The following is a 26,986-nucleotide window of genomic DNA, read 5'->3' on the forward strand; positions in this document are numbered from 1 at the left end:
AATGTCCGTTTTAGCTATCCAGATACCAAAGCCCTCGCGAGTAGATTTTTAATTTAGTCTACTCGCGAGGGCTTTTCTTTTTTATTTTTTGGATCCCTATAATTTTGGTGCTCTTGGAGAAAAATAGCATATAGCCCTATTTCGTGATGAATCCTTAAAATAAAGCTGGAGGTCACAAAATTCATGAGCAAAAAAGGGAAGTCCAAATTCAAATGGATTATTTTTGGTATTATAGCAGCGGTTGTTGCTGGAGTGGCATGGACCTCTTTTCTGAAGCCAGCTCCTTTAGACTACGAAAGCGTGGCTGCTAAAACAGGAGACATTACCACCTATTATTCTTTTTCAGGGAATGTTGAGACAAAGGATCGTCAGAATGTAATGTCTGATAAGATGCTGCAGGTTTCTGAAATCAAAGTAAAAGAAGGAGACCTGGTGAAAGAGGGTGCCGTCCTAATTAAGACCACCTTCGGAGAGGAAATCAAAGCGAAGATTCCTGGGGAAGTTGTTCATCTGAATGTGGAAGAGAAGGCTCAGGTGATGGCGGGTACCCAATTATTAGAGGTTGTCGATTATGAACACCTTGAAGTAAAGGTTAAGGTGGATGAATACGATATCGCGTCCTTAGACCAAGGGAAAGAAGCCTCCATTAAAATCGGGGCAATCAACAAGGAAATCAAAGGAACGATCCGCTCCCTATCGAAAGAAGGACAGATTATCAATGGAGTAACCTTTTTTACGGCAACCATCGACCTTGAAAAAGATGAAAAGGTTCGCATCGGCATGTCGGCAGAGGTGAAGGTGATAAGCGATCAGGTGAGCGGGGTCATCACCTTGCCTATGGTGGCGATTCAGTTTGATGAGAATAATAAACCCTACGTTATAAAAAAGGGTGAGAAGGATACGGTGATACACACTGCAATAGAAACTGGGATCAATGATGGAACAACGGTAGAGGTTAAAAGTGGTGTAATAAGCGAAGAGGCGATTCTTTATAAAAAGACGACACCTAATGCCGGTATGGATTTTCGAGGAGGCGGGATGAATAGGCCCGGAGGTGAGGATTAATGGCTGAGGTCCTTCGGATGGAAAATATCTCAAAAAAGTACATGATGGGTGAGGAAGAATTAGAAGTTTTGCATAACGTGAACTTAGTCGTGAACTCAGGGGAGTTTCTCTCGCTCCTTGGCCCCTCGGGGTCTGGGAAATCGACGATGATGAATATCATTGGCTGTCTGGATGTGCCGACCACAGGAAAGTATCTGCTTTCCGGCAATAATATTGACGATCTGGATGAAACCGAACTTGCCTCTATACGAAATAAGGAAGTAGGCTTTGTATTTCAGAGTTTTCAACTCTTACCGAGGTTGAGTGCGCTGCAAAATGTCGAGCTTCCGCTCATTTATGCTGGCCTCTCTGCATCTGAGCGTAAACAGAAGGCTATAAAAAAGCTTGAGCAGGTAGGATTAGCCGACAAGTTAAGAAATCTGCCGAATCAGCTCTCTGGTGGTCAGCAGCAGCGGGTAGCTATTGCGCGGGCACTGGTTACTGAGCCGACCCTTCTCCTTGCGGATGAACCGACAGGTGCCTTGGATCAAAAGACGGGAGCCCAAGTGATGGAGCTTTTCGAAGAGCTTCATCATGAAGGAAGAACCATCATTATGATTACCCACGATATCGACATTGCCCGTCACGCCCAACGCGTAGTCAATATTCTGGACGGATATCTAACCGAACAGGAGGGGTGACCGAGATCGTATTCCTTTTCATCGTGTGTGGCATTATAGTCCCTGATGGGATGCCATGGGATTCCGTGTAGTAAGCGACCCTGACAGATTAACCAAACGACAAAATACTATACAAAGTTTGGTAAATGAGAGCTATAATTAGTAGACGGGCATTAGCAGGGGAATGAATATGAGCTTCAAGAGTTTTGTTGTTCATATCCAGGAAACTGATAATGCGGATGCCGAAGGCTGGGTCAAAGGGAGACTAAAAATAATTCGTAGAATGGGAAATTGTGAGGAACAGATGTCAAGTTACCAAAAGAGATATTTACTGAGAAAATTAAAACGGACACAATTCGTTTGGCTTTCTTGTCTAGCCGTAATGATTGGAGTTTTGGCTAGTCTCGGGGCAGGTGCCATCCGATTTTTGCCTCGTTTCCTTAATGAATACGTCCTTGGGATGATCTCGAAGCTCGGTATAGCGACATACATCGGTAGTCTCTCGTTAGCACTCTTCGGATTATTTGTAACGGCCCTTCTATTGTGGTGGGCTAAGCCTAAGGGCATCGCTGATGTCATGATCGCAGGATATATTAAAGAAATCTCTATGGGTAAAAAAGACGTGGTTTTAAATACTGTCGGGAGTATTCTCAGCCTTTTTATGGGTCTACCCGTTGGCAGTGTGGGTCCTAGTGTATATTTCGGTGCTGGAGTAGCCAATCAAGTGGCGATGCGCCTTCGTAAAAGTCCAATGAAAACCCGCACCCTATTGGCTTGTGGGGCGGCAGGAAGTCTTGCAGCATTGTTCAACGCACCGATCGGAGGTATGATATTTGCTATCGAGATCCTTTTGCACAGATATAGTACTCAGTACTTTAGCCTTATTATCATCTCATCTTTTTCCGCGTCCTTAATGAGTCAATGGATGTTTGGCCGGAGTTCGATCTTTATGGTTCCGGAGTATACTTGGAGTTCGGTTGCGGAGATTCCTTTTTTTCTCCTGTTGGGTCTATTGTGTGGGGGCTATGCCTTTATCCATATAAAAACACTCTACGGGTTCGAGGCCATTTGGAAAAAGTTTCATCTATCCAAATATCCTGCGATGCTCATCAGTATATTCGTCGCTTGGGGTGCAGCTGTTTATTTTCCGTATATCCGATTTAGTGGTTTTGAAGGGATAGAGAAGGCACTCCTCGGTCAACTATCCCTTGCTTCGCTATTGATGCTCCTCGTCATCTTTCTGCTAGCGCATAGTATGCTCATATCCTCTGGGTTCTTTGGTGGAATCTTTGGTCCTGTACTCTTTGGTGGTGCGATGCTTGGCGGAGCATATGGTGTGATTCTTCACCTATTCGTTCCGGGGTTAGCCCCATTTCCGGGATTATATGCTTTACTCGGAATTGCAGGAGCTGTTGCTTCAACGTGTAGGGCTCCCCTGACAGCCATTGTCCTATTGCTGGAAATGACGACGGACTATTCTCTGGTACTCCCCTTGATGATAACCAGTGTCGTGGCTTTTACCCTCCACAACAGCCTAGAAGAGCAAAGTGTTTTTACGGCAAAACTCTTTCAGAGCCGCAGATATAGGCGTTCGATACCCCTTTAGGAAGTGAGCCCCAACCAAGTTTAATTCCCCCATAAACCTTGAAAGAAGTCTGCCCAAGAGTCATCATAGTTTTCTTCGTCTTGTTCCTTATTTTTGTTGTTCTTCTTTTTATTGTTCTTGTCGTTCTTATCGTTCTTTTTGTCGTCATCCTCATCGCCCTCATCTTCGCCCCAATTATTCTCGGGCCAGATATCCCAGTACTTCACATACCCTTCAGGAACATCAAAGGGTTTGACGGGGGTATCCTTGAGGGCTTGAGAGAGGACCTCTTGGAAGACAACGGCGGGTCCGGAACCGCCAGAGGTGGTGAGATAATGCTCCCGATCGGTTAGGTCATAGCCCATCCAGACCGCTGCGGTTAGCTCGGGGGTGTAGCCGACGAACCAGACATCCTTTTGGCCCGTGCTAATGCCAGCGAACTCCTCTATGGGAGGAAGCTCTACAGAGCCTGTCTTACCAGCCACCGGTCGATTGCCTAGGGCAGCTTTCTGAGCAGTCCCCTGTTCTACGACATTTTGGAGAAGAAGGGTCATGGTATAGGCGTTGTAAGAATCGGTGACTTGGACAGTTTTATTCTTCCCTTCAGCTAGAAGATAACCGTCAGAGGTAGTAATCTTGGTGATAGCATGAGCGGTATGCATGACCCCTTGGTTGGCAAAGGCGGTGTAGGCTTGAGCCATATCCAGGGGAGAGACTCCCTCGGTGAGTCCGCCAAGTGCGAGGCTGAGTTGGTTATCCGATTTGGCAAAGGGTATACCCGCTCTTTGGGCAAAGGCCTTTCCTGTCTCGATACCGATTTGATCGAGTAACCAGACGGCGGGGATATTCCAGGACTGCTCGATAGCGTCCTCCATGGTGACCCAATCTCGGGTTTGGTAATCCCAGTCCTTTGGTGAATAGTCATCGATGGTGAGGGGGCCATCATAGAGATAGCTATCTGGCCGATAGCCCTTTTCGAGAGCGGGACCGTAGATCATAAAGGGTTTTATAACGGAGCCGGGCTGGCGCTTCAGCTGGGAGGCGCGATTAAACTGGCGAAAGGCACTCTCTCCCCGATAGCCCACTAGCCCTCGGATGCCGCCGGTGTGCTGGTCGATAAGGATGATACTGCTTTGGACCGGTTGATCTTCTTTGCCCTTGGGGAAAAATTGATCGTTCTTATAAACGGCCTCAGCTGCTTGCTGGACGTTCAGATCCATTTGAGTATAGATTTGCAGGCCGCCTGTAAGAAGTTGGTCCTCTGTAAAGCCTAAGCGCGTGATCGCTTCCTCAATGACATAATCCACATAGGGAGCATATTTCCCCGATAAATTATCCAAAGGTTCGGTGCGCAGAGCGATGGGTGCAACGGCGGCCTGGGTTTTCTCTTCCTTCGTGATCAGACCCTGGTCTTGCATGAGGGAGAGAACCAGGTTGCGACGTTCTAAGGCCAGTTCTTTGTTTTTCAAAGGTGAATAGATGCTGGGGCCTTTTAAAATCCCGGCCAGAAGGGCGGAATCGGTCAGGGTGAGTTCTTCTGTATTTTTGCCGAAGTAGAAGCGCGCGGCTTCTTGAATCCCCCAGCGTCCCTCTCCGAAGTAGATTTGGTTGATGTAAGCTTCGAGAATCTCCTCCTTAGTGAGGGTGGCTTCAATTTTTATGGCATAGCCCGCTTCTTTTAGCTTGCGGCTTAAAGTCTTATCTGAGGACAGAAAGAGGTTCTTGGCCAGCTGTTGACTGATGGTGCTGCCGCCTTCGGAGAAATCCTGAGTCTTAAGGTCTCGGATTAAGGCCCGGAGGATAGCTCGGAGATCTACACCTTGATGCTCATAAAAGCGCTTATCTTCGATGGCGATAATGGCTTCTTGGGCGTGCTCGGGAACTTGGTCAAGGGTGATGGGCTCAATTCGAGAGGAAGAGAGCTCAGAGATCTTGTTACCTTCTTGGTCATAGATGAAGGTGGGCTTAGCTAGGGGGCTTTCCAGCTTGCTTACATCGAGAGTGGAGATCCAATAAGTACTGGCGCCCAAGCCAGACAGGGAAACAAAGAGAATAAGAAGGACTAGGTTACGCCAAAACTTAGGCTTTTTATAAAAGGCTGGAACCTTTAGGTTGCGGAATTTTGTTAAGGCTTTACCAAGCAGGGCTAGCCAATTCCCTTTAGAATCAGGGGAATTTTTCATGAGAAGTCTTGGCCTCCTTTTCAGATCAATAAGTTTAAATAAAGAATCTTAGATACTCTATTCGGAGTGACAAGTAAATAATACAGACTACCTACAGACTGCGAAACAAACAAATAAACCATCGGTCTTCTGGCGACTGATGGTTCTGTTAGTGGTGCTTAATAAGCTATACGCTTTGGTTTAAAGCTTTTTGGGGGTAAGAGCAAATTCATTCTTCATGAGTTCATAGTTGCTTCGCAAATAATCTGTGCCTGGGTCAAAGGAACTATCGAGTAACTCAACAGTGATATCAGTTAAACGCTTTGCGGAGGTTAAGTGAGGATAATTACCATGAATGGTTTCCCCGATAAAATAGCGAGGCTCATGTTAAACTTACCTCTACTCGCCCCTTCATCAGGAGATAATAGTCATGACTAAGTTCACCTTGGCCAAAAACAATCTCGCTTTTTGTATTCCCCCGACAAAGGAGTAGTGGATTGGCTTTAATACTTCTCAAATCGCTTGCTCGTACATGTCTGTTTTTTGACTAAAGGTCTTTTCTCGGCGCTGATAGAGATAGAAAGGAATGATCGACAGAACAACAAAGGTCAGGGCCAGCCACCAAGCCATATGCCCACCATACAAATCAAAGGCCAATCCGCCGAGGATGGGGCCGAGAGCCCGCCCTCCAGAGGCGGCACCGGCTACGACCCCCTGATAGGTCCCGGTTTTCCCTTCCGGAGCGATGAGAGCAGCAGCGGCAGGAACGCCGGGGAGAACCAGCATCTCCCCTAGGGTGACGATGAGCATCATGATTAAGTAGGAAGGATAGGGGAGTTTGGCTATGAGTATGAGAAAGCCCAGTCCATAAAAGATGCAAGATAAATAAAACTGACGGGAGAAGGTGGACGCCCAATGGCGGATCAGCCAGCTTATGACAGGTTGGAAGGTTACGATAATGATCCCATTTAGGGTCCAAAGGATGCTGTATTGGGGTAAGGAATAGCCTAAGTTGGTCATAGTCACGGGGAGAATGGTATTGATCTGAATATAGGCACCCCACATAAGGAAGATTCCGGCGCAAAGAGCGATGAGGACAGGAAACCCTCGGTCATGAAAAATAGGTGCCTTGACCTTGGACCGGGTTAGGGGTTTTCCCAGTGTATCAGCAAGGGGGAGGAGAAAGAGCACCATGAGAAGGTAGATAAAAAATGAAAAACCATTAAGGAGGAAAACCAGCTTAAAGGATATAGCGGCAATGAATCCGCTTAAAGCGGTTCCTACTGCTACTCCGGCATTGTTAAAAACGTAAAGAAGATTGAAACCCCGACGTCCGCCCTCGGGCCAAAGGGTAAAAATCATGGCGTTAATCGGAACGAAGATGAAGGCAATAGCGAAGCCGAAAAACAAAATGCCGGGGGCATACACTTCCCAGATGGGGAAGATGCCGATTAAGACTAAAGGAACAATCGCTCCGATCAATCCGTAAATCATAACGCGGCGTGAGCCAAAGCGATCTGCTAGGACACCGCTGATAAACTGTCCGACTAAAGTAGCCAAGGCTTGCAGAGATATTAGCGCTCCTGCTTCGGTCAAGGAACGCCCAAGAATATTATGCATAAAAATGCTGTTCAGTGGCCACATAAAAGAGTTACCCACTGAATGGATAAAACCGCCAAGGATTAAGATAAGTATGGGTCGTGGGATGTTTAATTTAGTTAACTGTTGAGACTCCATAGATAGTTACAACCTCTTTGCAAAATAATTGTGGACGCTCTAATAACTTACCACTCCAAGTGGAAAATAACAATCTATCCCTCTGGAAAAATGTAGAGATAACAGGTGAGTTAAGGCATGTAAAAGAAAAGCTTATAGGCAGATGAAAATAATAATTACTTTAAAAAGTTTAAGGAAGATGCAGGAAAATGCAGCGGTTATGAAGAAAATAACAAAGTAGTGAGTTGCATAGTATGAAGTTAATCAGAACTTGGCACACTAAAATAATAGTAACTAGGGAGGTTTGTTTTGATGGATTTTAAAGATTCGAGGACATTTCAAAATTTGGTTGATGCTTTCGTAGGGGAGTCCCAAGCGCGTAATCGTTACACTTATTATGCCAGTGTAGCTAAGAATGAAGGACATCAAGCGATTCAAAACATCTTCATTTCCACAGCCGATAATGAAAAAGAACATGCGAAGGTGTTCTATAAGTTCTTGCAAAAATATGCAGGAGACCAAGCGGAATCCTTCCGTGTCACGGGGGAGTACCCGCTCAACCTACGGGATACTTTGGCGAACCTTAAATCCGCCGCTGCCGGAGAAGGGGAAGAAGTTGAAGTTTACTCGAAATTCGCAGATATTGCGGATGAGGAAGGCTTTAAAGATATCGCTGTGGCTTTCCGCAAGATAGCCTCTGTGGAAGGACATCATGAGAATCGCTATGCAAACTTGGCTAAAAACCTGGAAAACGGTACCCTTTACAAAAAAGAAGAAAAGCTCTCCTGGAAATGCGAGAACTGTGGATATGTTCATGAAGGTGCTGACGCTCCTGATCTTTGCCCAGCTTGTGAACATCCTCAAGGTTACTTCAAACCTCTACCTGAAGTGTATTAATGCGAAGGTTTTGGTCGATGACCCAATTGAACACGATACAGAAGTCCTAAAAGCGAAGAACTCCAATTGGAGTTCTTCGCTTTTATAAAGCTTGTTTCTGGATTGTTCTGGATGTTACTCATCTATGTTGAAGAATGTATAAGAAAAAGCTATTCAACGTATTTGCTATTCGGATTTTACATATTCTCCTATTCGGAGCTATAATGAAATCAAAGATAACACAGATAGAGAAAACAAACAGAGGGGTTATTTTAATAGGAGGATGATACTATGTATAATAGAGAAGAGATTAAAGCAATCACTGCAGGGATGCAAGAAGGCAAAACCTATGCACAAATCATGGATGAAATGTATCCGATATCTGAATACCAATGTATGTATGATTGCGCCCTAGAAAATATGAGATCCTTTTCACTGATTGGAGCAATCTATAACTTCATAACTAAAAAAGAGCCATCCACAGTTCAAAGACCATGTACAGAATGTTATGATTTTTAACTAACGGATAAAAACCTAAACCTCCCAATATGCGAAAACCCTTATTCATAGAGCAGATGCTCAAAGAATAAGGGTTTTTTCTTTAAGAGTCATTAGGTTCCGATCGGTTGTTCTTTCATTAAGAGTGCTGCTATAAAGCCTAAGGTAGCCATGAACAGAATGACCCACCAAGCAGCGCTGGTATTACCGCTATGGTCGAGCACTAATCCGATAGTTAGGCTGGCGATAGAGCTACCGATGAACTCGGCCATATTGGTCACAGCCGTAGCAATGCCGCTGTATTTTAAGGAATTGACAGCAGTGACATTAGAAAAGGCAAGGATATGGGTCATAATCAGGAGCCCAAATAGAAAGAAAAGTACAGGCCAGAGCTGAATAGGCGGCCGGCCAGAGGCGATCACGGTGATATAGATCCAAAGCAGGAGATTAAGGCCCGTACCGGCTAAGAGGGCGGGGCGAACCCCTTTCAGCAAGCGCACCCATAGGGAGACGAGGGGAGCTCCGAGAATAAAGCCAAAGGTAGCGAAGGTCACATAGCCGGCAGCGGTCACTTTATCCAAGCCGTAGATTTGCGTAATCAAGGGAATCCCCCAAAGCCCCAGCAAGGTGGTGCTGGAACCGGTAAAGGCAAAGAGTGTGAGGACATTTGGCCAGGTCCGAGGGTTTCTTAGGACACTGCGCAAGCTTTCTCTTAAGAACCTCATAAAGGGGACCGACTTTTTCTCAGGTGTGTTGATCTGTTCTTGTGAGGTGATTTTACTAGTTGCCACGACTTGCAAGGAAGCTTTCTTTAACTCTTTTTGGGCAGGATCTCCAAGCTTGGGCTTAGCATCTCGTACTCCCCAAAGAACTAAGAGGGCAAGCACCAGAGAGACGGCCGCCATCCAATAAAAGACATTTCGCCAGCCAAAGGCCATGGACACAAATGTCAGTGGGTAGAGAGCGAGTAAAGAGCCAAAGTTTCCAAAGAAGGAGGTAAGCCCCGAAAGGGCTGAGAAACGTGAGAGGGGAAACCAAGTGGCTTGAATCTTAAAGATCGAGACGATGATGACCGAGGAGCCGATGCCGACTAAAAAGCGCGAGAGATAGGCAATCTCTAGACTATGAGCTAAACCAAAGAGAATGCTTCCTGCTGCGGTAATCAAGAGCCCGCAGAAGTTGAGTTTGCGAACGCCGATGCGGTCGACTAGGATCCCTACGGGAATCTGCATCAGGGCATAGGCGTAGTAGTTCATAGCGGTCAGGTTCCCCAGAGTTAAGGCATTCATGGGGATCTCTTGGGTCAGCTGATCAGCGACTGAACCCACCGATAATCGATGAAAGAAGACAGTAATAAAGGCTATGACTAAGATGCTCCAACTGCTCCAGCCATAGCGTGATGTTTTTAAAGCGAACTGCAAGTTCTCCACTTCTTTCTGTTTGTTAAACGAGATATTTGTAGGGCTATGAGCGGATATCTATCAATGAGTGTTCCAAATTATTATTATAAGTTGCTTTTTGAAAAATAACTACTTAAAATTAGACACAAGAAAGAATTCCTGAGTAGGAGTCTTTCAATAGAAGGGGGGATTATCTATGTACAAAAGAATACTCGTCCCAACCGATGCCTCAGAGTTTTCGGTGCGCGCTTATAAGACAGCCCTTGAACTTGCTAAACAATTTGGAGCAGAAGTTATTCTCATGCATGTTACTTATACACCACAGGCCCTTTGGGGATATACCGTATCCTATGGATTTACCATGTCTCAAGAAGATATTTTGAAAAATGCTGAATTAGCCTTGGAGGCTACCCTTGCGGGGATTGATAAAGGAGATGTACCTGTTCGTACCGTTTTAGAAATCGGCCATCCCGTCATGAAGATCCTCGATCAGATCAAGCAGGATGAGATTGATTTGGTGGTCATCGGTAGTCACGGCTATGGACCGATTACAGGATCTGTCCTGGGTAGCGTCAGTCAGCGCGTTCTACAAAAGGCAACCTGCCCGGTCCTGCTCACAAAATAGGACTTTAGCCCTGCTCTCAGGAGCAGGGTTTTTTTACTTTAATAAAGAATACCCAAAAGTGCAAGATTAACCCAGCAACAGGAGCGAAAGATAGCTATGAAAGAAAAAGAGATTCGGTTGACACCTGAAGAGATTGACTATTTATTAAAAGGAACGATTGATTGGGAGGATCTATCCGCTCGGACGGAACGCCCCTTACGAAGAACAATCGATCTGGCAGTCCCAAAGAACGTGTCCGGCTCTCTAAGTCATGAGGCTTGGGTTAGGAGTGAGCAGAGTGCTCGAGATGATAATGAGCGAGACGACGGGAATGATCAGGATGACGAGGTTGATCAGCTGCCTTTTTGGTCAGGGACAAAAGTGTATATCTTATTATCGGTGATGGGGTGTATTACCTTGGGGACGTGGGTATACTTCGTCTTTGCTTAAGAGGCGAAGACGAAGTTTTTTTATTGATGTGATTTAGGATTCCCAAGTGTTCTCATTTCTTATTTTGTTGCGTTTTTTGGTATGAAGAATGAGGACGAGGGGATTCTGTTAAAGATAGGCTAGAAATTCGTTGAAAAAATCTATGAAAGACTCTTTAGAGTCTTTTCAAAAAGAGCATTTTGAGTTAGAATAATATTAAAGGTCAAAGAAGGTCATAAAGTCAAAGAATGTCATGGTCGAGGGAGTGTCGTATATGGGAAATCTTGCGGACCGTATTGAGATGCATTTGAAGCGAATCATTGAGCAATCGACAGAGGGTTTTATCACCCTCCAAAGAGGGATACTTGCTGAGGAATTCTCCTGCGCTCCATCTCAAATCAATTATGTACTGGAAACTCGCTTTTCTATAGATCGAGGTTATTTGGTGGAGAGCCGTCGGGGTGGTGGTGGCTATCTAAGGATTGTTCGCTTGAGCTTTAGTGATGATGAGGAATTCCAAAGCATTATGAAACAGTTAATCGGCAATCAGTTAACAGAGAACCGAACGAATGATCTCCTGCAACGTCTCTTTGAAGATGAAATTGTCACGCGACGAGAAGAAGAAATTATCAAGACGATTCTCCATCGAGACAGCTTGGGAGCGGAAAATATCAAAACCAATAGTCTTCGGGCCCATATCATGAAGAGAATCCTGCTGACCTTAGGTCGCGAGGATTTGCACTGAGAACAGGAGGGAACCACATGCTATGTCAACATTGTCAGCAAAGAGAGGCAAATGTCCAAATCACCAAAATAGACAATGGAGAGATGGTCAAACTTTTTATATGTGATCAATGCGCCAAAAACGCCCCGGAAGTAAGCTTCGTCTTCAACCCGGGAATCATTCCAGATTTTTTGCAGTCGCTCTTTAGTGTGACGACCAACTCTAAAGCCTTGCAGGAAGAAGCCTGTCCGCAATGTGGACGTCGGCTTTCTGAAATCACCCAAGCCGGTAAGCTGGGTTGCAGTGGCTGCTATGATAAATTCCAGTCGGAGCTGGAGCCCATCCTGAGGAAAATCCACGGGGGTGGCTACCATGTAGGTAAGATTCCTGCTCGCAAAGGAGCGTCCCTCCGGGAAAAAATGGAGGTCAAAAAACTTAAGGAAAAGCTTCAGCAACTCATTCGCAATGAAGAATTTGAAGCAGCTGCGACGGTTCGCGATCAAATCCGTGAACTCGAGCAGAAGCTGGGGGAGTGAGACGATGGAGAGAAAAGAACACTTGTTAAAACACAGTGAATGGATGAAGGAAAGGCCGGATATGCCTGTGGTCTTGAGCAGCCGAATTCGTCTAGCCCGTAATCTGGAGGGAGTTCCTTTCCCTTTGGGACTTTCTCAGGAAGCCTCTCAAGAGATTGAGGAGAAGCTTTCTCAGCAACTAGAAAAGTTGGCGATTGATGGTCAGAAGCTTACCTATTATTCGATTAAGGATTTGACCGCGATTGAGCAATATGTCCTTATCGAAAAGCATTTAATCAGTCCGGCCCTTGTGAGTGCAAGAGGAGCTCGGGGGGTAGCCATAAATCCCGATCATCGAGTTTCGGTGATGGTGAATGAAGAGGATCATCTCAGAATTCAGATCCTCCTTCCGGGGAATCAGTTAGAAGAGGCCTTTCGCATGGCGAATACCCTAGATGATGAGTTGGAACATCGCTTAGATCTGGCTTATCGAGAAAACCAAGGGTATCTGACCGCTTGCCCCACGAATGTCGGAACAGGCATGCGGGCCTCGGTGATGGTCCATATACCAGCACTTGTCATGACCCATCGGGTCCAGCAATTACTGGGAGCCCTTAATCATCTGGGTTTAGCGGTGCGGGGGCTTTACGGAGAAGGTTCTCAAGCCTTTGGGCATATCTATCAGGTATCCAATCAGATAACGTTGGGCAAGAGTGAAGAGGATACCCTGACCCATCTGGAAGCTGTGACTCGTCAGATCGTTGAGCAAGAAGTTCATGCTCGGGAGGGCTTGGGCCGAGAGGCTCGACTCACTCTTGAAGATAAAGTCTGGAGAGCAAGGGGTACGCTAGAAAATGCCAGACTACTCAAATCGGAGGATGCTCTACAAAGCTTATCCCTAGATCGGCTGGGGGTAGACATGGGTATACTTCCTCCCCACCAGCGTAGCTTTAGCACCTTGCTAGTCGAGACCCTGCCTGCTTCCTTGCAATATATTTTAGAAAAAGAACTCACCCCGGAGCAACGGGATGAGCAGCGGGCCAACTTTGTGCGCATGGCCATGAGTGAAGTGAAAGAGACCAATAAGGAAGGTGGAAACCAAAATGAATGAAAAATTTACCGAAAAGGCATTAAAAGCTCTGCAGCTTGCTGCAGATGAGGCTCAACGCATGGGCTCTAATGTCATTGGGACAGAGCACCTTCTACTCGGCTTAGTCGATGAAGGTGAAGGAATTGCAGCTAAGTCGCTGCTGGGAATAGGGGTAACGCCGGAAAAGATTCGGGAGCAAATTGGAAATTTAACCGGTATTGGAGAGCCATATGCCGGCGAGGTTAGTCTCACTCCCCGGGTGAAACGGATTTTAGAATTAGCTAACGAAGAAGCTCGCCGTCATGGGGTGACTTATGTAGGTACAGAGCATCTCCTGCTCGGCCTCTTAATGGAAGGTGAAGGAGTCGCCGCACGAGTCCTCCGTAATCTTGGGGTGAGCCCGGAGAGAATTTGGAAGCAAGTGGTTCAGCTGTTGGGCGGACAGCCTGATGATACGCCGATGCCGAACGGTGCCCCTGCAAATGTTAATGCAAAGAATCCCGGACCCTCGAACACACCGGCCTTGAACGAGTTCGGCCGCGACCTGACTCAACAGGCTCGGGATGGGAAGTTGGATCCGGTGGTTGGCCGCGAGGATGAGATTGAGCGGGTAGTTCAAGTGCTCAGTCGTCGGACCAAAAATAACCCGGTTTTGATCGGTGAACCGGGGGTGGGTAAAACTGCCATTGCGGAAGGCTTGGCCCAACGGATCATCTCTAATAAAGTACCTGAGACCTTAGCGGGCAAACGGGTGGTCACTCTGGATCTTTCCGCTGTGGTCGCCGGCAGTAAATATCGTGGAGAATTTGAAGAACGCCTCAAGAAAGTCATGGAAGAAATCCGGGTGGATGGCAAGATTATCGTCTTCATTGATGAGCTCCATACCCTAATCGGTGCCGGAGCAGCGGAGGGGGCTATCGATGCCGCTAATATCCTGAAACCGGCGTTAGCTCGTGGCGAACTGCAATGCATCGGCGCCACAACCTTAGATGAATACCGAAAATATATTGAAAAGGATCCGGCCCTCGAGCGGCGGTTCCAACCTATTAAGGTGGGTGAACCTACTGTTGAGCAGGCGATTCAAATCCTCTATGGTCTGCGGGATCGCTATGAAGCCCATCACCGGACGAAGATTACCGATGAAGCGATTGAAGCTGCGGTGAAGATGTCCGATCGCTATATCTCTGATCGTTTCCTGCCGGATAAGGCCATTGACTTGATGGATGAAGCGGCTTCTCGGGTGCGTTTGACAGCCTTTACAGCGCCTCCGGATCTCCAATCCTTAGAAGAAAAGATTGAAGCTCTCAAGAGTGAAAAGGAAGCGGCGGTATCCAGTCAGGAATTTGAAAAGGCTGCGAAATTCCGCGATGAAGAACACAAGCTTCGGGAAGAGCTTGCCCAACTGCGCAATTCTTGGGAAAGTAAGCGGGATGTTAGCGAAAGCCAAGTGGTTGCCGATGACATCGCTCAGATCGTCGCAAGCTGGACAGGAATTCCCGTAAAGAAGCTGGCTCAAGAAGAAAGTGAACGACTTCTTCGCCTTGAAGACACCCTCCATCAACGGGTGGTCGGACAAGAGGACGCTGTAAAAGCTGTGTCCCGGGCTGTACGTCGGGCCAGAGCAGGCCTGAAAGACCCCAAACGTCCCGTGGGCTCCTTTATCTTCTTAGGACCGACTGGGGTAGGGAAGACCGAGCTTGCTCGTGCCTTGGCTGAAGCGTTATTTGGTGAGGAAGATGCACTGGTACGCATCGATATGTCCGAGTATATGGAAAAGCATGCAGTATCCCGCCTGGTGGGAGCGCCTCCCGGCTATATCGGCCATGATGAAGGGGGTCAGCTCACTGAAGCAATCCGCCGTAAACCCTATAGTGTCATTTTATTGGATGAGATTGAAAAGGCTCACCCTGAGGTTTTCAATATCTTACTGCAAGTCTTAGAGGATGGCCGTCTGACCGATACCAAGGGCAGAACCGTAGATTTCCGCAATGCAGTCATTATTATGACCTCCAATGTGGGTGCTTCCATGATGAAGAAGGAAGCTATGGGCTTTGCTAACCGCCGCGATGAAACGACAGAATATAAGAATATGAGTGCGCGGGTCATGGAAGATTTGAAAAAGACCTTCCGTCCGGAATTCCTTAACCGGGTTGATGAGACTGTGGTCTTCCACTCACTGCAAAGTGAAGGCTTGTTGAAGATTACCGAGATCCTGATGAAGCAAGTCAGCACCCGCCTGAAGGAACAGGACTATGATCTGCAAGTGGAGAAGAGTGCTCTTGAGCTTATCGCTAAGGAGGGCAATGACCCAACCTACGGTGCCCGTCCTCTCCGTCGAGCTATTCAACGCTTGATTGAAGACGGTTTGTCAGAAAAAATCCTCCTCGGCGAGTTTAAACCCGGAGACAAGATCAAGGTGACGGCTGAAGAGGATAAAATTAAATTCTCCGGCGTAAAGGCTCGCAAAAGCAAGAAGGCTGTGACTTCTGAAAAATAATTCTCCATGAAATTTATCACTTCAATTATTAGCACTTAAATTTTGGTACTGGATAAGAGTTATGGTAAAATAAAAATATGCTATTCTAGGCTAGCCTAATTTCAGGGTTAGCCTAGAACTTTCTGCTGATGAACTATCGAATACTTAGTTAAAATTGGTACTTGGACTTAAAACTCGATGACCAAACGTATTGACCTATGAAGGCAAGGCTGAGGTGATCGGTGGCTAGAGAAAGGCGGACGCTCATTTGGCGAAGATAAAGACGCGGTTTTTTTGTCAAGCCTGCGGGCAAGAAAGCGCTCGTTGGTTAGGTAAATGTCCAGGCTGTGGGGAATGGAATACCTTAGTGGAGGAGATTTTGGAGCGTTCCCCCTCTAAACGCACTTCCACAGGGGTTAGGGCGACGCCGTTGACCGAGATTAAGCTTCAGGAAGAAGAAAGAGTAAGCTCCGGTTGCCAAGAGCTGAACAGAGTCTTAGGAGGAGGCATTGTGCCGGGTTCCTTCGTTCTTTTAGGTGGGGAACCGGGGATTGGTAAATCTACCCTACTTCTGCAAACAGCCGGGTTGTTGGCAAAAAAGATGGATGTCCTCTATATTTCCGGAGAAGAATCGGAAAAGCAGATCAAACTGCGAGCAGAACGTTTAGGAATTACTGAATCCCACTTGCATATTCTGACGGAGACCCGACTCGATGTAATTAGGGATGTAGCTATAGCTATGAAGCCGGGGCTCTTGATTGTGGATTCTATTCAGACCATGGTCTTGGAAGAACTGCAGGCAGCAGCAGGGAGTGTGAGTCAGGTCCGTGAGGGTGCTGCCTTCCTCATGCGCTTAGCCAAAGAGGAGGAAATCCCCATCTTTTTGGTGGGTCATGTAACAAAAGAAGGAGCCATTGCCGGACCTCGGGTCTTGGAGCATATTGTAGATACGGTTCTCTATTTTGAAGGGGATCGCCATCATGTGTACCGTTTGTTGAGGGCTGTGAAAAATCGCTTTGGTTCTACCAATGAGATTGGGGTATTTGAGATGCATGAAGATGGCTTGATTGAAGTTCCCAATCCCTCTCGGGTTTTTTTAGGAGAGAACTCTTCCACTGCACCGGGATCCTCCGTGGCGGTGGTCATGGAAGGCTCTCGACCACTGTTAGTAGAAATTCAAGCCTTGGTCACCCCAACGACCTACGGACCACCTCGTCGCACGGCCACGGGAATTGATTACAACCGGGTCTTGATGCTTTTGGCGGTGCTTGATAAAAAAGTGGGTTTCCATCTGGGAGCTCAGGATGTGTTCATCAATATTGCCGGTGGGATACGCATCGATGAGCCAGGAGTTGATTTAGCCTGCATTGCAGCGATTGCCTCCAGTATGCGAGATCGGCCTCTGAAGCGCTATGCCTTCATTGGTGAAGTAGGACTTACGGGTGAAGTGAGAGGAATTGCTCAGATTGAGAATCGGGTGAAAGAGGCGATGAAATTAGGCTTTGAAGGCTGCATCCTCCCGCAAGTCAATATTTCCGCTGTAAAAGGCACCCAAAGTTTTACGATTATTCCCGTAAAAACTGTCGAAGAAGCAGTTCAGGAAATGTTTGAGCCTTAGAAAAAACAAATACCGTACCTTTAAAAAGATACGGTAAAAATTCATATTCGTTCTTGATTGTCGGGTGTGGAAAGGTACGTCAGAATTGAGTGGGCTTAGGTGAGGTTAAAGATGGTCAGGGTGGAGAGCTTCTTTTCTTGCTTCGCAAGGACCTCGCTTAGGGATATATCCAAGGTGTTGGCTAAAGCAGCTATATAAAAGAATTGTTCCCCTAGTTCTGCCTCGATGATGTCTTGGCAGTTTTCGCAAAGCTTCCCATCAATTTGGCTGTCGAGCAAATCCTTCAAGTCACTCATATTCGCCTCTTCCGGGATCGGCTTTTTATGGGCGTCAATACCTAAGCAGCCGCAATCGGTCACTGCCTTTACCACAGCTCGATTGACTCGAGAGGAGGTTTCCTGCCCTTTGGTAATGATATCTAAGATGCTTTGGTGACGAATCAGGAGGGTTTGCACGAGAGTTTGATAGCGATCTGTGAGATTATCCATAAGTAGTTTCCTCACTCCTTTCTGACCCCTTAATTATAACGAGCGGTTGGTAGAGTTGTCAATTTTCTACATACTTGCCAGGGAAAACAAAAAATTGACAGGGATGCTTGTCTATGATATAATTAAAAAATTTTTGACCCCTTATTCAATTGTTGCTATAATGAGTATAAGGGGGGATCTCAATGTTTTGTATCGGAGATAGAGTAGTTTACCCTATGCACGGAGCAGGTGTGATCGAAGCCATCGAAGAGAGAGAGGTACTTGGAGAGTCCCATCACTATTATGTCATGAATATTCCGATCGGGAATATGAAGGTTTTTATTCCTTTAAGTAATGTGAACCAGCTAGGTATTCGGGAAGTGATTTCATCTGATGAGGTACCTCAGGTGCTTAAGATTCTTGAGAATGAAAGCACCCTTCCTGTTTTAGCCTGGAATAGACGCTATCGAGCCAATATGGATCGAATCAAGAGCGGCGATATTTATTCAATAGCGGAGGTGGTGCGCAGTCTTTCTCAGAGGGATCATGAAAAAGGTCTCTCGACTGGAGAGAAAAAAATGTATGACAATGCCTGTCAAATCATGGTCAGTGAATTGGTTTTGGCCGAGGGTGTAAAAGCTGACGAGATGACGCAGCGAATAAAGGGACTTCTTGCCTAAATTTTAGAATTGAAAATATATGGTAATTGCGAGTATAATGGAAAAAGAATTCAGCCAAAATAATAATAAAGGAGGTGAAATGATGATTCGCAAAATTGTACGCGGTATCATCACGGTTTTAGCTGGAGCGTTAGGTTTTTATCTTAATGCTATTCTATTGAGGCTTAATGTATTGCAATCATTGGGATGGCCGATTTCTCCCATCTGGTCCTTTGTGGCGATGGCGGTAATTTTCGCTGGTGTTGGGTTCCTGATTGCTCCATCAAGTATGCGAGGTTTCTTAAAGATGATGACATGGTTTGACGCTCGCATGAACAAAGTTCCCACCCATGAGTTAATTGGTGGTGCTCTTGGTATTATCATCGGACTTATAATTGCTAGTTTATTAAGCAATGCCTTAAATGGCATCCCTATTATTGGTAGTGTGATATCCATAATTCTAAGTGCTTCATTAGGTTACTTAGGCTTGATTATTGGAGTTAAACGCAAAGAAGAAATATTTGGCTTTTTCAATTTTCTTCCGAGATTTAAGGGGGACAAAGGGGATAAGGGTAAAGGTAAAGATGGGCATCTAAGGCAAGGCTCAGATGCTTCTGCCCTCAATTATAAAATCTTGGACACGAGTGTGATTATCGATGGGCGCATCGCGGACATCGTCCAGACCGGCTTTCTTGAGGGTACGCTTCTCATCCCAGGCTTTGTTCTTGAAGAACTGCAGCATATCGCAGACTCATCAGATCTCTTAAAGCGCAATCGTGGTCGCCGAGGGCTGGATATCCTGAACCAGATTTCCAAAGAAAGGTTAGCCAACAATGTGGAAATCATGGAAGTGGATTTTGAGGATATCGCGGAAGTGGATAGTAAATTGGTTCGCTTAGGGCAAAATCTTGGCGCGCCGATTCTCACCAATGACTATAACCTCAATAAGGTGGCGGAGTTACAAGGGGTAAAGGTCCTCAATATCAATGAACTGGCCAATGCGGTCAAGCCCATCGTACTTCCTGGAGAAGAGATGGAAGTTCAAGTGATGAAGGAGGGCAAGGAACCCGGCCAAGGGGTAGCCTACTTGGATGATGGCACCATGATCGTGGTTGATACCGGTCGCAGATATATGGGACAAACTATAACTGTGTTAGTCACCAGTGTTTTGCAGACTGCTGCAGGACGCATGATTTTCGCTAAACCGAAAGCCCTCCATGAAAAAAAGTCGATTGGCCTGTCAGCGACGAATGAGGTGGATGCCCTTGGTTAAGCTGGGTGTTGTAATCCCTGCTGCAGGTCAAGGAAAGCGCATGGGAGCATCAATCCATAAGCAATTCATTCCTTTACGGGGACGACCGCTTCTCGCACATACCCTAGCTCTCTTTGAACAATCTGAGCTAATCAGTGAAATAGTTATTGTCGCCTCCCGAGAGGATCTGCAAACTATCGGTGAGTTAGTTGAAGCCGAGGGATTGCAAAAGGTTTCTTCCATCGTTATCGGTGGCAAAGAACGTCAAGAATCAGTATCTGCGGGGCTAAAGGCTCTCAGCCCGTTAATCCAAAGGGTGGCGGTCCATGATGGGGCTCGCCCCCTTTTGACATGTCAAGAATTAAACCGTTTTTTGACAGAGGCGGAAAAATTTAGGGCGGCAATTATGGCGATTCCGGTCAAGGATACGATCAAGAAGGTGGATTCTCAGGGCAAAGTCCTCGAGACCCCTCCTCGTGACACCCTCAGGGCCGTCCAGACCCCGCAAGTCTTTGATCGGGTTCTTCTTGAAGAAGCCCATCAAAGGGCTGTCGAGTCAGGATATATGGCAACGGATGATGCAGCCTTAGTAGAATGGCTGGGTCACCCCGTTCAAACTCTTATGGGATCATTAGAGAATATTAAGGTCACGACCCCAGAGGATTTGGACTTAGCCGAAAGCATCCTAGCCAAGCGCTGAAAAGTGAATAACATGAATACGTGAATAACGGGGACAGGTCCCTTGATTCGCTTGCATTCACCTTGAATCATTTTAGTGATGCTTCAGTTAGAGTAAAAGAAACATACTAAAAACACTTGGTTCGAGAATCGCAGCAAATAAGCGAATAAGGCCAAAATATTAAATGTACTAAATCATATTAAATAAGGTTAAGGAGTCTGATTGATGCTTAGAGTAGGGATTGGTTACGATGTTCATGCTCTGATGGAAGGCCGTCCGCTGATATTGGGTGGAATCGAGATTCCTCATGAAAAGGGGTTGCAGGGTCATTCTGATGCCGATGTTCTCACACATGCTATCATGGATGCGCTTCTCGGAGCCTTGGCCTTGGGTGACTTGGGAAAACATTTCCCAGATACTGATGAGCAATATCGGGGGATCTCCAGTATAAAGCTACTCGAACTAGTCATGGGACTAATGGCGGAAAGTGGCTATAAAATCGGTAATATAGATTGCATCATCGCGGCCCAACGCCCAAAACTCGCTCCCCATATACCACAAATGCGCGAGAATTTAGCTCGCGCTCTTAAGATGGATCTGGGGAGTGTCTCAGTAAAAGCCACCACCACAGAACACCTAGGCTTCGAAGGTAGAGAAGAAGGAATGAGTTCTCAGGCTGTGGTGCTTCTAGTTAAGAATGTCTAAGGAGGAAGGATATCTATGCTTAAAGTTCGTTTTGCCCCCAGCCCAACGGGGCCCTTACATATCGGCGGTGCACGTTCCGCTCTTTTTAACTATTTGTTGTCCCGTAAGGAAAATGGGGTATTTATCGTGCGCAGTGAAGATACAGACTTAGAGCGATCCAGTCGGGAATCGGAACATAATATCCTCGAAGCCTTACGCTGGTTGAATATCCAGTGGGATGAAGGAATCGAAGTGGGTGGCGACAACGGACCGTATCGACAAACCGAGCGCCTAGCCCTTTATCACGAATACACGGACAAGCTCATGGCCAGTGGCGATGCTTATCATTGCTATTGTTCGGAAGAAGAGCTGGAGCAAGAGCGTCAGGAATTAATCGCCAAAGGGGATACCCCTCGTTATCTAGGTAAATGCCGACATCTTACAGACGAAGATCGTCAGAAATACGAAGCGGCTGGCCGTAAGCCGGTGGTTCGTTTCCGGGTGCCTGAAGGGCAGCAGATTGTGATCCGCGATCGGGTCCGGGGCGAGGTCATTTTTGAAAGTGACGGAATCGGGGATTATGTCATTGTAAAATCCGACGGTATTCCTACCTATAATTTTGCGGTGGTCATTGACGATATGACCATGAAGGTGACCCATGTTATTCGCGGGGAAGAGCATCTTTCCAATACTCCTCGGCAAATTCTTATCTACCAGGCCTTAGGGCTTACCCCACCAGAATTTGCTCATGTCTCCTTGATCCTCAACACTGAAGGGAAAAAAATGAGCAAACGGGATGGGGATACAGCTGTTATCGATTATCAGGGAAAAGGATATTTGCCAGAAGCGGTCGCGAACTTCATTGCTCTGATGGGATGGTCTCCTGCTGGAGAGGAAGAGTTTTTCACCCTTGAAGAAATGATTCAGGCCTTCTCTCTCGATCGGGTCTCCAAGAGCCCGGCGGTTTTTGATCTTAATAAATTAAATTATATGAACGCTCATTATATCAAAAAGGCTGATCCTGAGCGCTTGACGGATCTCGCCCTACCGTATTTGCAAGAGGTAGGAATCATCCCTCGCGAAGAAATCTCGGACACGGATCGAGCTTGGGCGACCCGCTATGTTCAAGCCATCATCAATCATCTGGATTACCTGGCTCAAGTCAAGGATTATATTCACTATGTCCGAGGTGGAGAGGCTCCTGCTCCGGAAGGTGAAGCCTTAGAAATTCTCCAAGGGGAACAAGTGACCTCTGTCTTAGACCTTTTTGTAGAGAAGTTAAAAAGCTTAGATGAAATCACGGTGGATACGGTCAAGCCCTTGTTCAAGCAGGTGACAAAAGAGTTAAAATTAGGTGGAAAGCAAGTCTTTATGCCGATTCGAATTGCTTTGACCGGGCAAATGCATGGACCAGAGCTTTACGATATCGTACCTCTCTTAGGGCTGGACAATGTAATGAGTCGTTTAGAAGGGTCGAAGAAGCTGTTGGGATAACGCACCAGGCCTTGAATAAATCATCTCAACAATTTCATCCTTTAAGGTATGTTTCGTATATTGACACCATTCTTTTGATTCTCTATACTTACAACAGGAACCTCATTGCATATAATGCAACGTTTATAATTTGGAAAACAGAGATCTGCATTTTGTGCAACGATTATATGTAGGTAGCGTGATGAAGGGAAAGAGTAAGAAGAGTCCTTTGCTCAAGAGAGGATGGAGCAGGTGGAAACCATCCCCAAGGATCTTTTGAAGTGCATCCCGGAGCGTGAGATGAATGGCTAGGCCATTCTCCGTAAGGCTGCGTTAAGGCCATGAGTGGAACGGGAAACTGTTCAATCAGAGTGGAACCGCGGAAACCTTTCGTCTCTGGACGAAGGGTTTCTTTTTTATATCTTTATATCCTATCCGATTTTTTGATTGAAGGTGATTAATAATGTTCCGCCAAGTGAAGCAAGACATCCAAGCGATAAGCGAACGTGATCCGGCAGCCAAAAGCATAGTGGAGATTATTTTTTGCTATCCTGGCCTGCATGCCTTGATAGCCCACCGGTTTGCCCATTATTTATTCAAAAAGAAAATGGTCCTGTTGCCGCGCTTAATCTCCCAAACTTCGCGTTTTTTTACGGGGATTGAGATTCATCCCGGTGCCAAAATCGGACAGGGACTCTTCATCGATCACGGCATGGGTGTGGTCATTGGTGAGACAGCAGAGATAGGGAATAATGTGACGATCTACCAAGGGGTAACCTTAGGTGGAACCGGTAAAGAAAAAGGCAAAAGACACCCCACCATTGGGAATAATGTATTTATAGGATCTGGTGCAAAAATACTAGGCTCCGTGAAAATTGGTGATAATGTTAAAATAGGTGCGGGTTCGGTGGTTACAAAACCTGTACCCGGTAACACGACGGTGGTTGGCATACCTGGCAAAGTAGTCGTTCAGCACGGGGTCCCCATGAAAGAACTGCAATTGCGCACGAAAAACATCTGTAACAAAGAGATTCGGGTCGAAGAAATGCCAGATCCCGATCAAGAAACCCTTCTCTATTTAGTTCGACGTGTGGAGATGTTGGAGAAGAAACTAGCAGAAAAGGAGAGTTGAATTCATGCCACTGAGACTATTTAATACAATGAGCCACCAGAAAGAAGAGTTTAAACCCCGGGAGAAAGGCAAGGTGGCCATGTACACCTGTGGCCCCACTGTGTACAACTACTTCCATGTCGGGAATGGACGGATGCTCGTTGTCTTTGATATGATTCGTCGTTATCTGATGTATAAGGGTTATGATGTCACCTTTGTGCAGAACTTTACGGATATTGATGATAAAATCATTAACCGGGGTAACGAAGAGGGTATAGATCCCTTAGAGTTGGCCCAAAAATATATTGAAGAGTACTTTAAAGACGCCAAGGCCCTGAATTTAATGACCGCAACCATTCACCCTAAGGCTACGGATCATATACCGGAGATGATTGAGATTATCAAAGGTCTGGAAGAGTCTGGCTTAGCCTACGCTGTGGAGGGTGACGTGTATTTCGCTGTGGATAAGCTCCCTGATTACGGAAAGCTCTCGGGACGGAACTTTGAGGATATGCAAGCTGGAGCTCGAGTAGAAGTAGAGGAACGTAAGCACAATCCGATGGATTTTGCCCTGTGGAAGAGTGCTAAACCGGGGGAACCCTTTTGGGAAAGTCCTTGGGGAAAAGGTCGTCCGGGTTGGCATATAGAGTGCACCGCCATGTCCCTCAAATATCTGGGGGCGGGCTTTGATATCCATGGCGGCGGCGGTGATTTAGTGTTTCCTCATCATGAGAATGAAATCGCTCAATCGGAAGGCTACCTTCACGGGGAGACCTTCGCTCGTTACTGGATGCATAATGCCTTCCTAACTATCAATCAGCAGAAAATGTCTAAATCCTTAGGTAATTTCTTTACGGTCCGGGAAATCTTAGAACATTTCTCTGGGGAAGTTATCCGTTTCTATCTTTTGGGCACCCATTATCGCAGTCCGTTGGATTTTGATGATGAGAACCTGCAGATGGCCCAGAAAGGTCTGGAACGTTTGCAAACCAGCATTCGCCTGGCCGATGAGGCTCTTGGGCGCCATGGGGAAAAACCTGCAGATGAAGCGAATGACCAGAAGCTAATTGCTGCCGCAGAAGAAGCGCAGCGCGAGTTTGAGAGTGCCATGGACGACGACTTTAACTCCGCTTTAGCTTATGCGAGCCTATTTGAGCTTGGCAAAGTCATTAACGCCCATGTTCAAGCTTATCCATACGGCTCGGCTGGCCTCCAAAAAGCCCGAGCTACCCTTTGGGAGTTAGCTGATGTTCTGGGCTTTGACCTCGCTCATCCTGCCAACAGCGCGGAAGCCGGAAATGAAAAACTGGATCAGGTCATGGACCTGCTCTTAGAAGTGCGGGCTATCGCACGGAAGAAGAAAGACTGGGAGATGTCCGACCTCATTCGGGATCGCCTAAAAGATCTAGGAATTGTCCTCGAGGATACCCCCCAAGGTGCGCGCTGGACAATCAAATAGGGTGGATAAGTAGCCGAGTCGACAGAATTCGATAGATTATAGATTGAAAAACAATGGTGAGTATAGAAAGGAGGGAGGGCGTTCTGCCCGAACCCATGCCAAGATCCTGGCAGGAAATGAATGCCCTTACCCTAGCCTATCTGGGGGATGCTGTCTATGAACTTTGGGTTAGGACACATCTCCTCAACAGTGGTCATGAAAAGGTAAATGATCTCCATCACTTCGCTACCAAATATGTTCGTGCTGCAACCCAAGCCAAGCTCCTTCATCAAATACTTCCTCACTTGGACGAGCAGGAAACATCCGTAGTCCATCGCGGGAGAAATGCTAAAGGAGGTCATCCGAAAAGCACAGATGTAGTGACCTACCGCCATGCCACTGCCTTTGAGGCCCTTGTAGGCTTCTGGCAGCTCACAGACAGGACGGAACGAATGCTTTGGGCTTTTGAACAGGTGGACGAGCTCATTATTGAAGGTGATGAGGAAAAGCCAAGCGGTAATAGCCTCAAAGATGATGATGCTGCCAGCGATGAACCGGTCCAAAGTGGGCAATCCGTGATGGATGAGATGGATTGTTAAAATGATACGGAATAAAGTGTAAACCCTTAATACTATTGGGAAAGGTTTTAAGAGGTTATCGAGGAACTTAGAGAGATTTCGAGGTACATAGATAGACTTCGAGGGACTTAGAGAGATTTGAGAGATTTAGAGAGGAAGTTAGGAGGAGAGAGAATTGAACGTTGAACTGATTCAATACACCCCGGACCCGGAGAAAGTCATTGCGGCGGCAGCTCGTTTATGTTACTCGCCTGATCCTGTTCCCGAGTTACTGGAACGATTAGATGATGAAAAGGTGGCCGACTTTGTCCAAAAATTGCGCTCCATGGGCCATCTTTCACCCTTTGAGCACATTAGCTTTCAATTCTCCATCGATGGTGTATCCCGGGCTTTGTCCCATCAATTGGTTCGCCATCGGATCGCTAGCTATTCACAACGCTCCCAGCGATATGTTAAAGAAAGTGGCTTTGAATTTGTCACTCCCCCTAGCATTCGTAGAAATCCCCAAGCTCTAGAGCGTTTTGAAAAGGTTATGAACACTCTCCAAGAGGAATACCAGGCCTTACTGGACGTAGCTCCGGCAGAAGATGCGCGCTATATCCTGCCCAACGCCTGCACCACCTCTTTAATGGCAACCTTTAATGCACGCTCCTTAATGAACTTCTTCGAACATAGAACCTGCATGCGCGCCCAATGGGAGATTCGCATCCTCGCTGAAAGAATGCTCGAGCTCGCACGGGAAGTGGCTCCTAATGTCTTTGGGCAAGCCGGCCCGACTTGCGTTACTCAAGGCGTTTGTCACGAAGGGGCTATGAGTTGTGGGCGGATAAAGGGGCTTAGGAAGTAGCTTCGTGAGGGGTCTCCAGGATTTTGTTTTACCCCGCTCACTCGGTAAGCTGCGCGGACAAAACTAATCGCTCAAGCTCTCCGCTCCATCGGTACCTGCGCCGCTAAGTTTTCGTCTGTGGCGTTGCGGCTTGGGCGAAAGCCTCATCCGGCTTTCGTCCCGGCTAAATCGGCTCCTCGAAAGCACTGCTTTCGCACTTGTTCTCGTAGCCGGTTGGAAACGTCCTGTTTCCAACCCGATTCCGCTGCATGCTTTTCGCGAAGTTTTGTTTCCGCTCGCTTAAAAGTCGCTCACTCTTGTAAATCAAAATCCTTGGGTTATCTCTGAAGGTTATCTAGGTAGGCTTTCAAGGCTTTAAGTAATTCTTTGTAAGACACTAAA

At 46.6% G+C, this 26,986-nt stretch carries 25 protein-coding genes and 1 other annotated feature; of the genes, 21 read left to right on the forward strand and 4 right to left on the reverse strand.

Translation table 11 applies throughout. The features are described from left to right. The first annotated feature begins 183 nt into the window (after positions 1-183). From DESDI_RS01875 to DESDI_RS01885, 3 genes are all read left to right on the forward strand, one after another. Positions 184-1,065 carry an efflux RND transporter periplasmic adaptor subunit gene (locus tag DESDI_RS01875; protein WP_015260942.1) on the forward strand — a complete coding sequence of 294 codons (882 nt, stop codon included), beginning with the start codon at positions 184-186 and terminating at the stop codon, positions 1,063-1,065. Further along, positions 1,065-1,745 carry an ABC transporter ATP-binding protein gene (locus DESDI_RS01880; RefSeq protein ID WP_015260943.1) on the forward strand — a complete coding sequence of 227 codons (681 nt, stop codon included), beginning with the start codon at positions 1,065-1,067 and terminating at the stop codon, positions 1,743-1,745. Before DESDI_RS01875 ends, DESDI_RS01880 begins: the two co-directional genes overlap by 1 nt. A gap of 169 nt (positions 1,746-1,914) precedes the next feature. Next, positions 1,915-3,330, forward strand: coding sequence for a chloride channel protein (locus DESDI_RS01885; protein ID WP_015260944.1), 1,416 nt, complete (start codon positions 1,915-1,917; stop codon positions 3,328-3,330). A 20-nt stretch (positions 3,331-3,350) separates the two neighbouring features. Here the strand turns inward: DESDI_RS01885 and DESDI_RS01890 are convergent, their stop codons facing one another. Continuing rightward, positions 3,351-5,492, reverse strand: a complete 2,142-nt coding sequence (locus DESDI_RS01890) for a transglycosylase domain-containing protein (RefSeq protein ID WP_015260945.1) — start codon at positions 5,490-5,492, stop codon at positions 3,351-3,353. 492 nt (positions 5,493-5,984) lie between these two features. Next, positions 5,985-7,208: an MFS transporter gene (locus DESDI_RS01895; protein ID WP_015260946.1), complete on the reverse strand. Its 1,224-nt coding sequence runs from the start codon at positions 7,206-7,208 to the stop codon at positions 5,985-5,987. Between the two features lie 291 nt (positions 7,209-7,499). Here DESDI_RS01895 and rbr point away from each other — a divergent pair, with 291 nt between their 5' ends. Then, positions 7,500-8,084, forward strand: a complete 585-nt coding sequence (rbr, locus tag DESDI_RS01900) for a rubrerythrin (RefSeq protein ID WP_015260947.1) — start codon at positions 7,500-7,502, stop codon at positions 8,082-8,084. Positions 8,085-8,354: 270 nt separating this feature from the next. Then, positions 8,355-8,582, forward strand: a complete 228-nt coding sequence (locus DESDI_RS01905; RefSeq protein ID WP_015260948.1) for a hypothetical protein — start codon at positions 8,355-8,357, stop codon at positions 8,580-8,582. A 92-nt stretch (positions 8,583-8,674) separates the two neighbouring features. Here DESDI_RS01905 and DESDI_RS01910 read toward each other — a convergent pair whose 3' ends face one another. Beyond that, positions 8,675-9,982, reverse strand: a complete 1,308-nt coding sequence (locus DESDI_RS01910) for an MFS transporter (RefSeq protein ID WP_015260949.1) — start codon at positions 9,980-9,982, stop codon at positions 8,675-8,677. Positions 9,983-10,157: 175 nt separating this feature from the next. Here DESDI_RS01910 and DESDI_RS01915 point away from each other — a divergent pair, with 175 nt between their 5' ends. The 7 genes from DESDI_RS01915 to radA all read left to right on the forward strand — a co-directional run bounded on the left by DESDI_RS01915 (position 10,158) and on the right by radA (position 17,417). Beyond that, entirely contained in the window at positions 10,158-10,586 is a 429-nt protein-coding gene (locus DESDI_RS01915; RefSeq protein ID WP_015260950.1) for a universal stress protein, read from the forward strand. 96 nt (positions 10,587-10,682) lie between these two features. Continuing rightward, complete coding sequence (locus DESDI_RS01920) at positions 10,683-11,015, forward strand: hypothetical protein (RefSeq protein WP_015260951.1); 333 nt, start codon at positions 10,683-10,685, stop codon at positions 11,013-11,015. Positions 11,016-11,268: 253 nt separating this feature from the next. Continuing rightward, complete coding sequence (locus tag DESDI_RS01925; protein ID WP_015260952.1) at positions 11,269-11,739, forward strand: CtsR family transcriptional regulator; 471 nt, start codon at positions 11,269-11,271, stop codon at positions 11,737-11,739. Between the two features lie 17 nt (positions 11,740-11,756). Beyond that, positions 11,757-12,254 (forward strand): UvrB/UvrC motif-containing protein, encoded by a 498-nt coding sequence (locus DESDI_RS01930; protein WP_015260953.1) that lies wholly within the window; start codon positions 11,757-11,759, stop codon positions 12,252-12,254. Positions 12,255-12,258: 4 nt separating this feature from the next. Further along, positions 12,259-13,344: a protein arginine kinase gene (locus tag DESDI_RS01935; RefSeq protein WP_015260954.1), complete on the forward strand. Its 1,086-nt coding sequence runs from the start codon at positions 12,259-12,261 to the stop codon at positions 13,342-13,344. Beyond that, positions 13,337-15,820, forward strand: coding sequence for an ATP-dependent Clp protease ATP-binding subunit (locus DESDI_RS01940; protein ID WP_015260955.1), 2,484 nt, complete (start codon positions 13,337-13,339; stop codon positions 15,818-15,820). The genes DESDI_RS01935 and DESDI_RS01940 overlap by 8 nt, the downstream gene beginning before the upstream one ends. Before the next feature lie 247 nt (positions 15,821-16,067). Continuing rightward, positions 16,068-17,417: a DNA repair protein RadA gene (gene radA, locus DESDI_RS01945; RefSeq protein ID WP_015260956.1), complete on the forward strand. Its 1,350-nt coding sequence runs from the start codon at positions 16,068-16,070 to the stop codon at positions 17,415-17,417. 95 nt (positions 17,418-17,512) lie between these two features. Here radA and DESDI_RS01950 read toward each other — a convergent pair whose 3' ends face one another. Next, positions 17,513-17,905 carry a nucleoside triphosphate pyrophosphohydrolase family protein gene (locus tag DESDI_RS01950; RefSeq protein WP_015260957.1) on the reverse strand — a complete coding sequence of 131 codons (393 nt, stop codon included), beginning with the start codon at positions 17,903-17,905 and terminating at the stop codon, positions 17,513-17,515. 182 nt (positions 17,906-18,087) lie between these two features. Between DESDI_RS01950 and DESDI_RS01955 the strand changes: the two genes are divergently transcribed. From DESDI_RS01955 to thyX, 9 genes are all read left to right on the forward strand, one after another. After that, complete coding sequence (locus DESDI_RS01955; protein ID WP_015260958.1) at positions 18,088-18,564, forward strand: CarD family transcriptional regulator; 477 nt, start codon at positions 18,088-18,090, stop codon at positions 18,562-18,564. Positions 18,565-18,646: 82 nt separating this feature from the next. After that, the gene (locus DESDI_RS01960; protein WP_015260959.1) at positions 18,647-19,816 is read left to right on the forward strand and encodes a PIN/TRAM domain-containing protein; all 1,170 of its coding nucleotides are present in this window, start codon (positions 18,647-18,649) and stop codon (positions 19,814-19,816) included. Beyond that, a complete protein-coding gene (gene ispD, locus DESDI_RS01965) occupies positions 19,809-20,495 on the forward strand; it encodes a 2-C-methyl-D-erythritol 4-phosphate cytidylyltransferase (protein WP_015260960.1) in 687 nt (228 codons plus the stop codon). Before DESDI_RS01960 ends, ispD begins: the two co-directional genes overlap by 8 nt. Before the next feature lie 204 nt (positions 20,496-20,699). Continuing rightward, positions 20,700-21,179 (forward strand): 2-C-methyl-D-erythritol 2,4-cyclodiphosphate synthase, encoded by a 480-nt coding sequence (ispF, locus tag DESDI_RS01970; RefSeq protein ID WP_015260961.1) that lies wholly within the window; start codon positions 20,700-20,702, stop codon positions 21,177-21,179. 15 nt (positions 21,180-21,194) lie between these two features. Next, complete coding sequence (gltX, locus tag DESDI_RS01975) at positions 21,195-22,652, forward strand: glutamate--tRNA ligase (protein ID WP_015260962.1); 1,458 nt, start codon at positions 21,195-21,197, stop codon at positions 22,650-22,652. 172 nt (positions 22,653-22,824) lie between these two features. Next, positions 22,825-23,032: a binding site (T-box leader), on the forward strand. A 62-nt stretch (positions 23,033-23,094) separates the two neighbouring features. After that, entirely contained in the window at positions 23,095-23,763 is a 669-nt protein-coding gene (gene cysE, locus DESDI_RS01980; RefSeq protein ID WP_015260963.1) for a serine O-acetyltransferase, read from the forward strand. Between the two features lie 4 nt (positions 23,764-23,767). Then, on the forward strand, positions 23,768-25,201 hold the full coding sequence (cysS, locus tag DESDI_RS01985; protein WP_015260964.1) for a cysteine--tRNA ligase: 1,434 nt from the start codon (positions 23,768-23,770) through the stop codon (positions 25,199-25,201). 95 nt (positions 25,202-25,296) lie between these two features. After that, positions 25,297-25,779 carry a Mini-ribonuclease 3 gene (locus DESDI_RS01990; RefSeq protein WP_041219209.1) on the forward strand — a complete coding sequence of 161 codons (483 nt, stop codon included), beginning with the start codon at positions 25,297-25,299 and terminating at the stop codon, positions 25,777-25,779. 154 nt (positions 25,780-25,933) lie between these two features. Then, on the forward strand, positions 25,934-26,605 hold the full coding sequence (gene thyX, locus DESDI_RS01995) for an FAD-dependent thymidylate synthase (RefSeq protein ID WP_015260966.1): 672 nt from the start codon (positions 25,934-25,936) through the stop codon (positions 26,603-26,605). Positions 26,606-26,986: the final 381 nt, after the last annotated feature.

This window comes from Desulfitobacterium dichloroeliminans LMG P-21439 (assembly GCF_000243135.2).
Taxonomy (GTDB): domain Bacteria; phylum Bacillota; class Desulfitobacteriia; order Desulfitobacteriales; family Desulfitobacteriaceae; genus Desulfitobacterium; species Desulfitobacterium dichloroeliminans.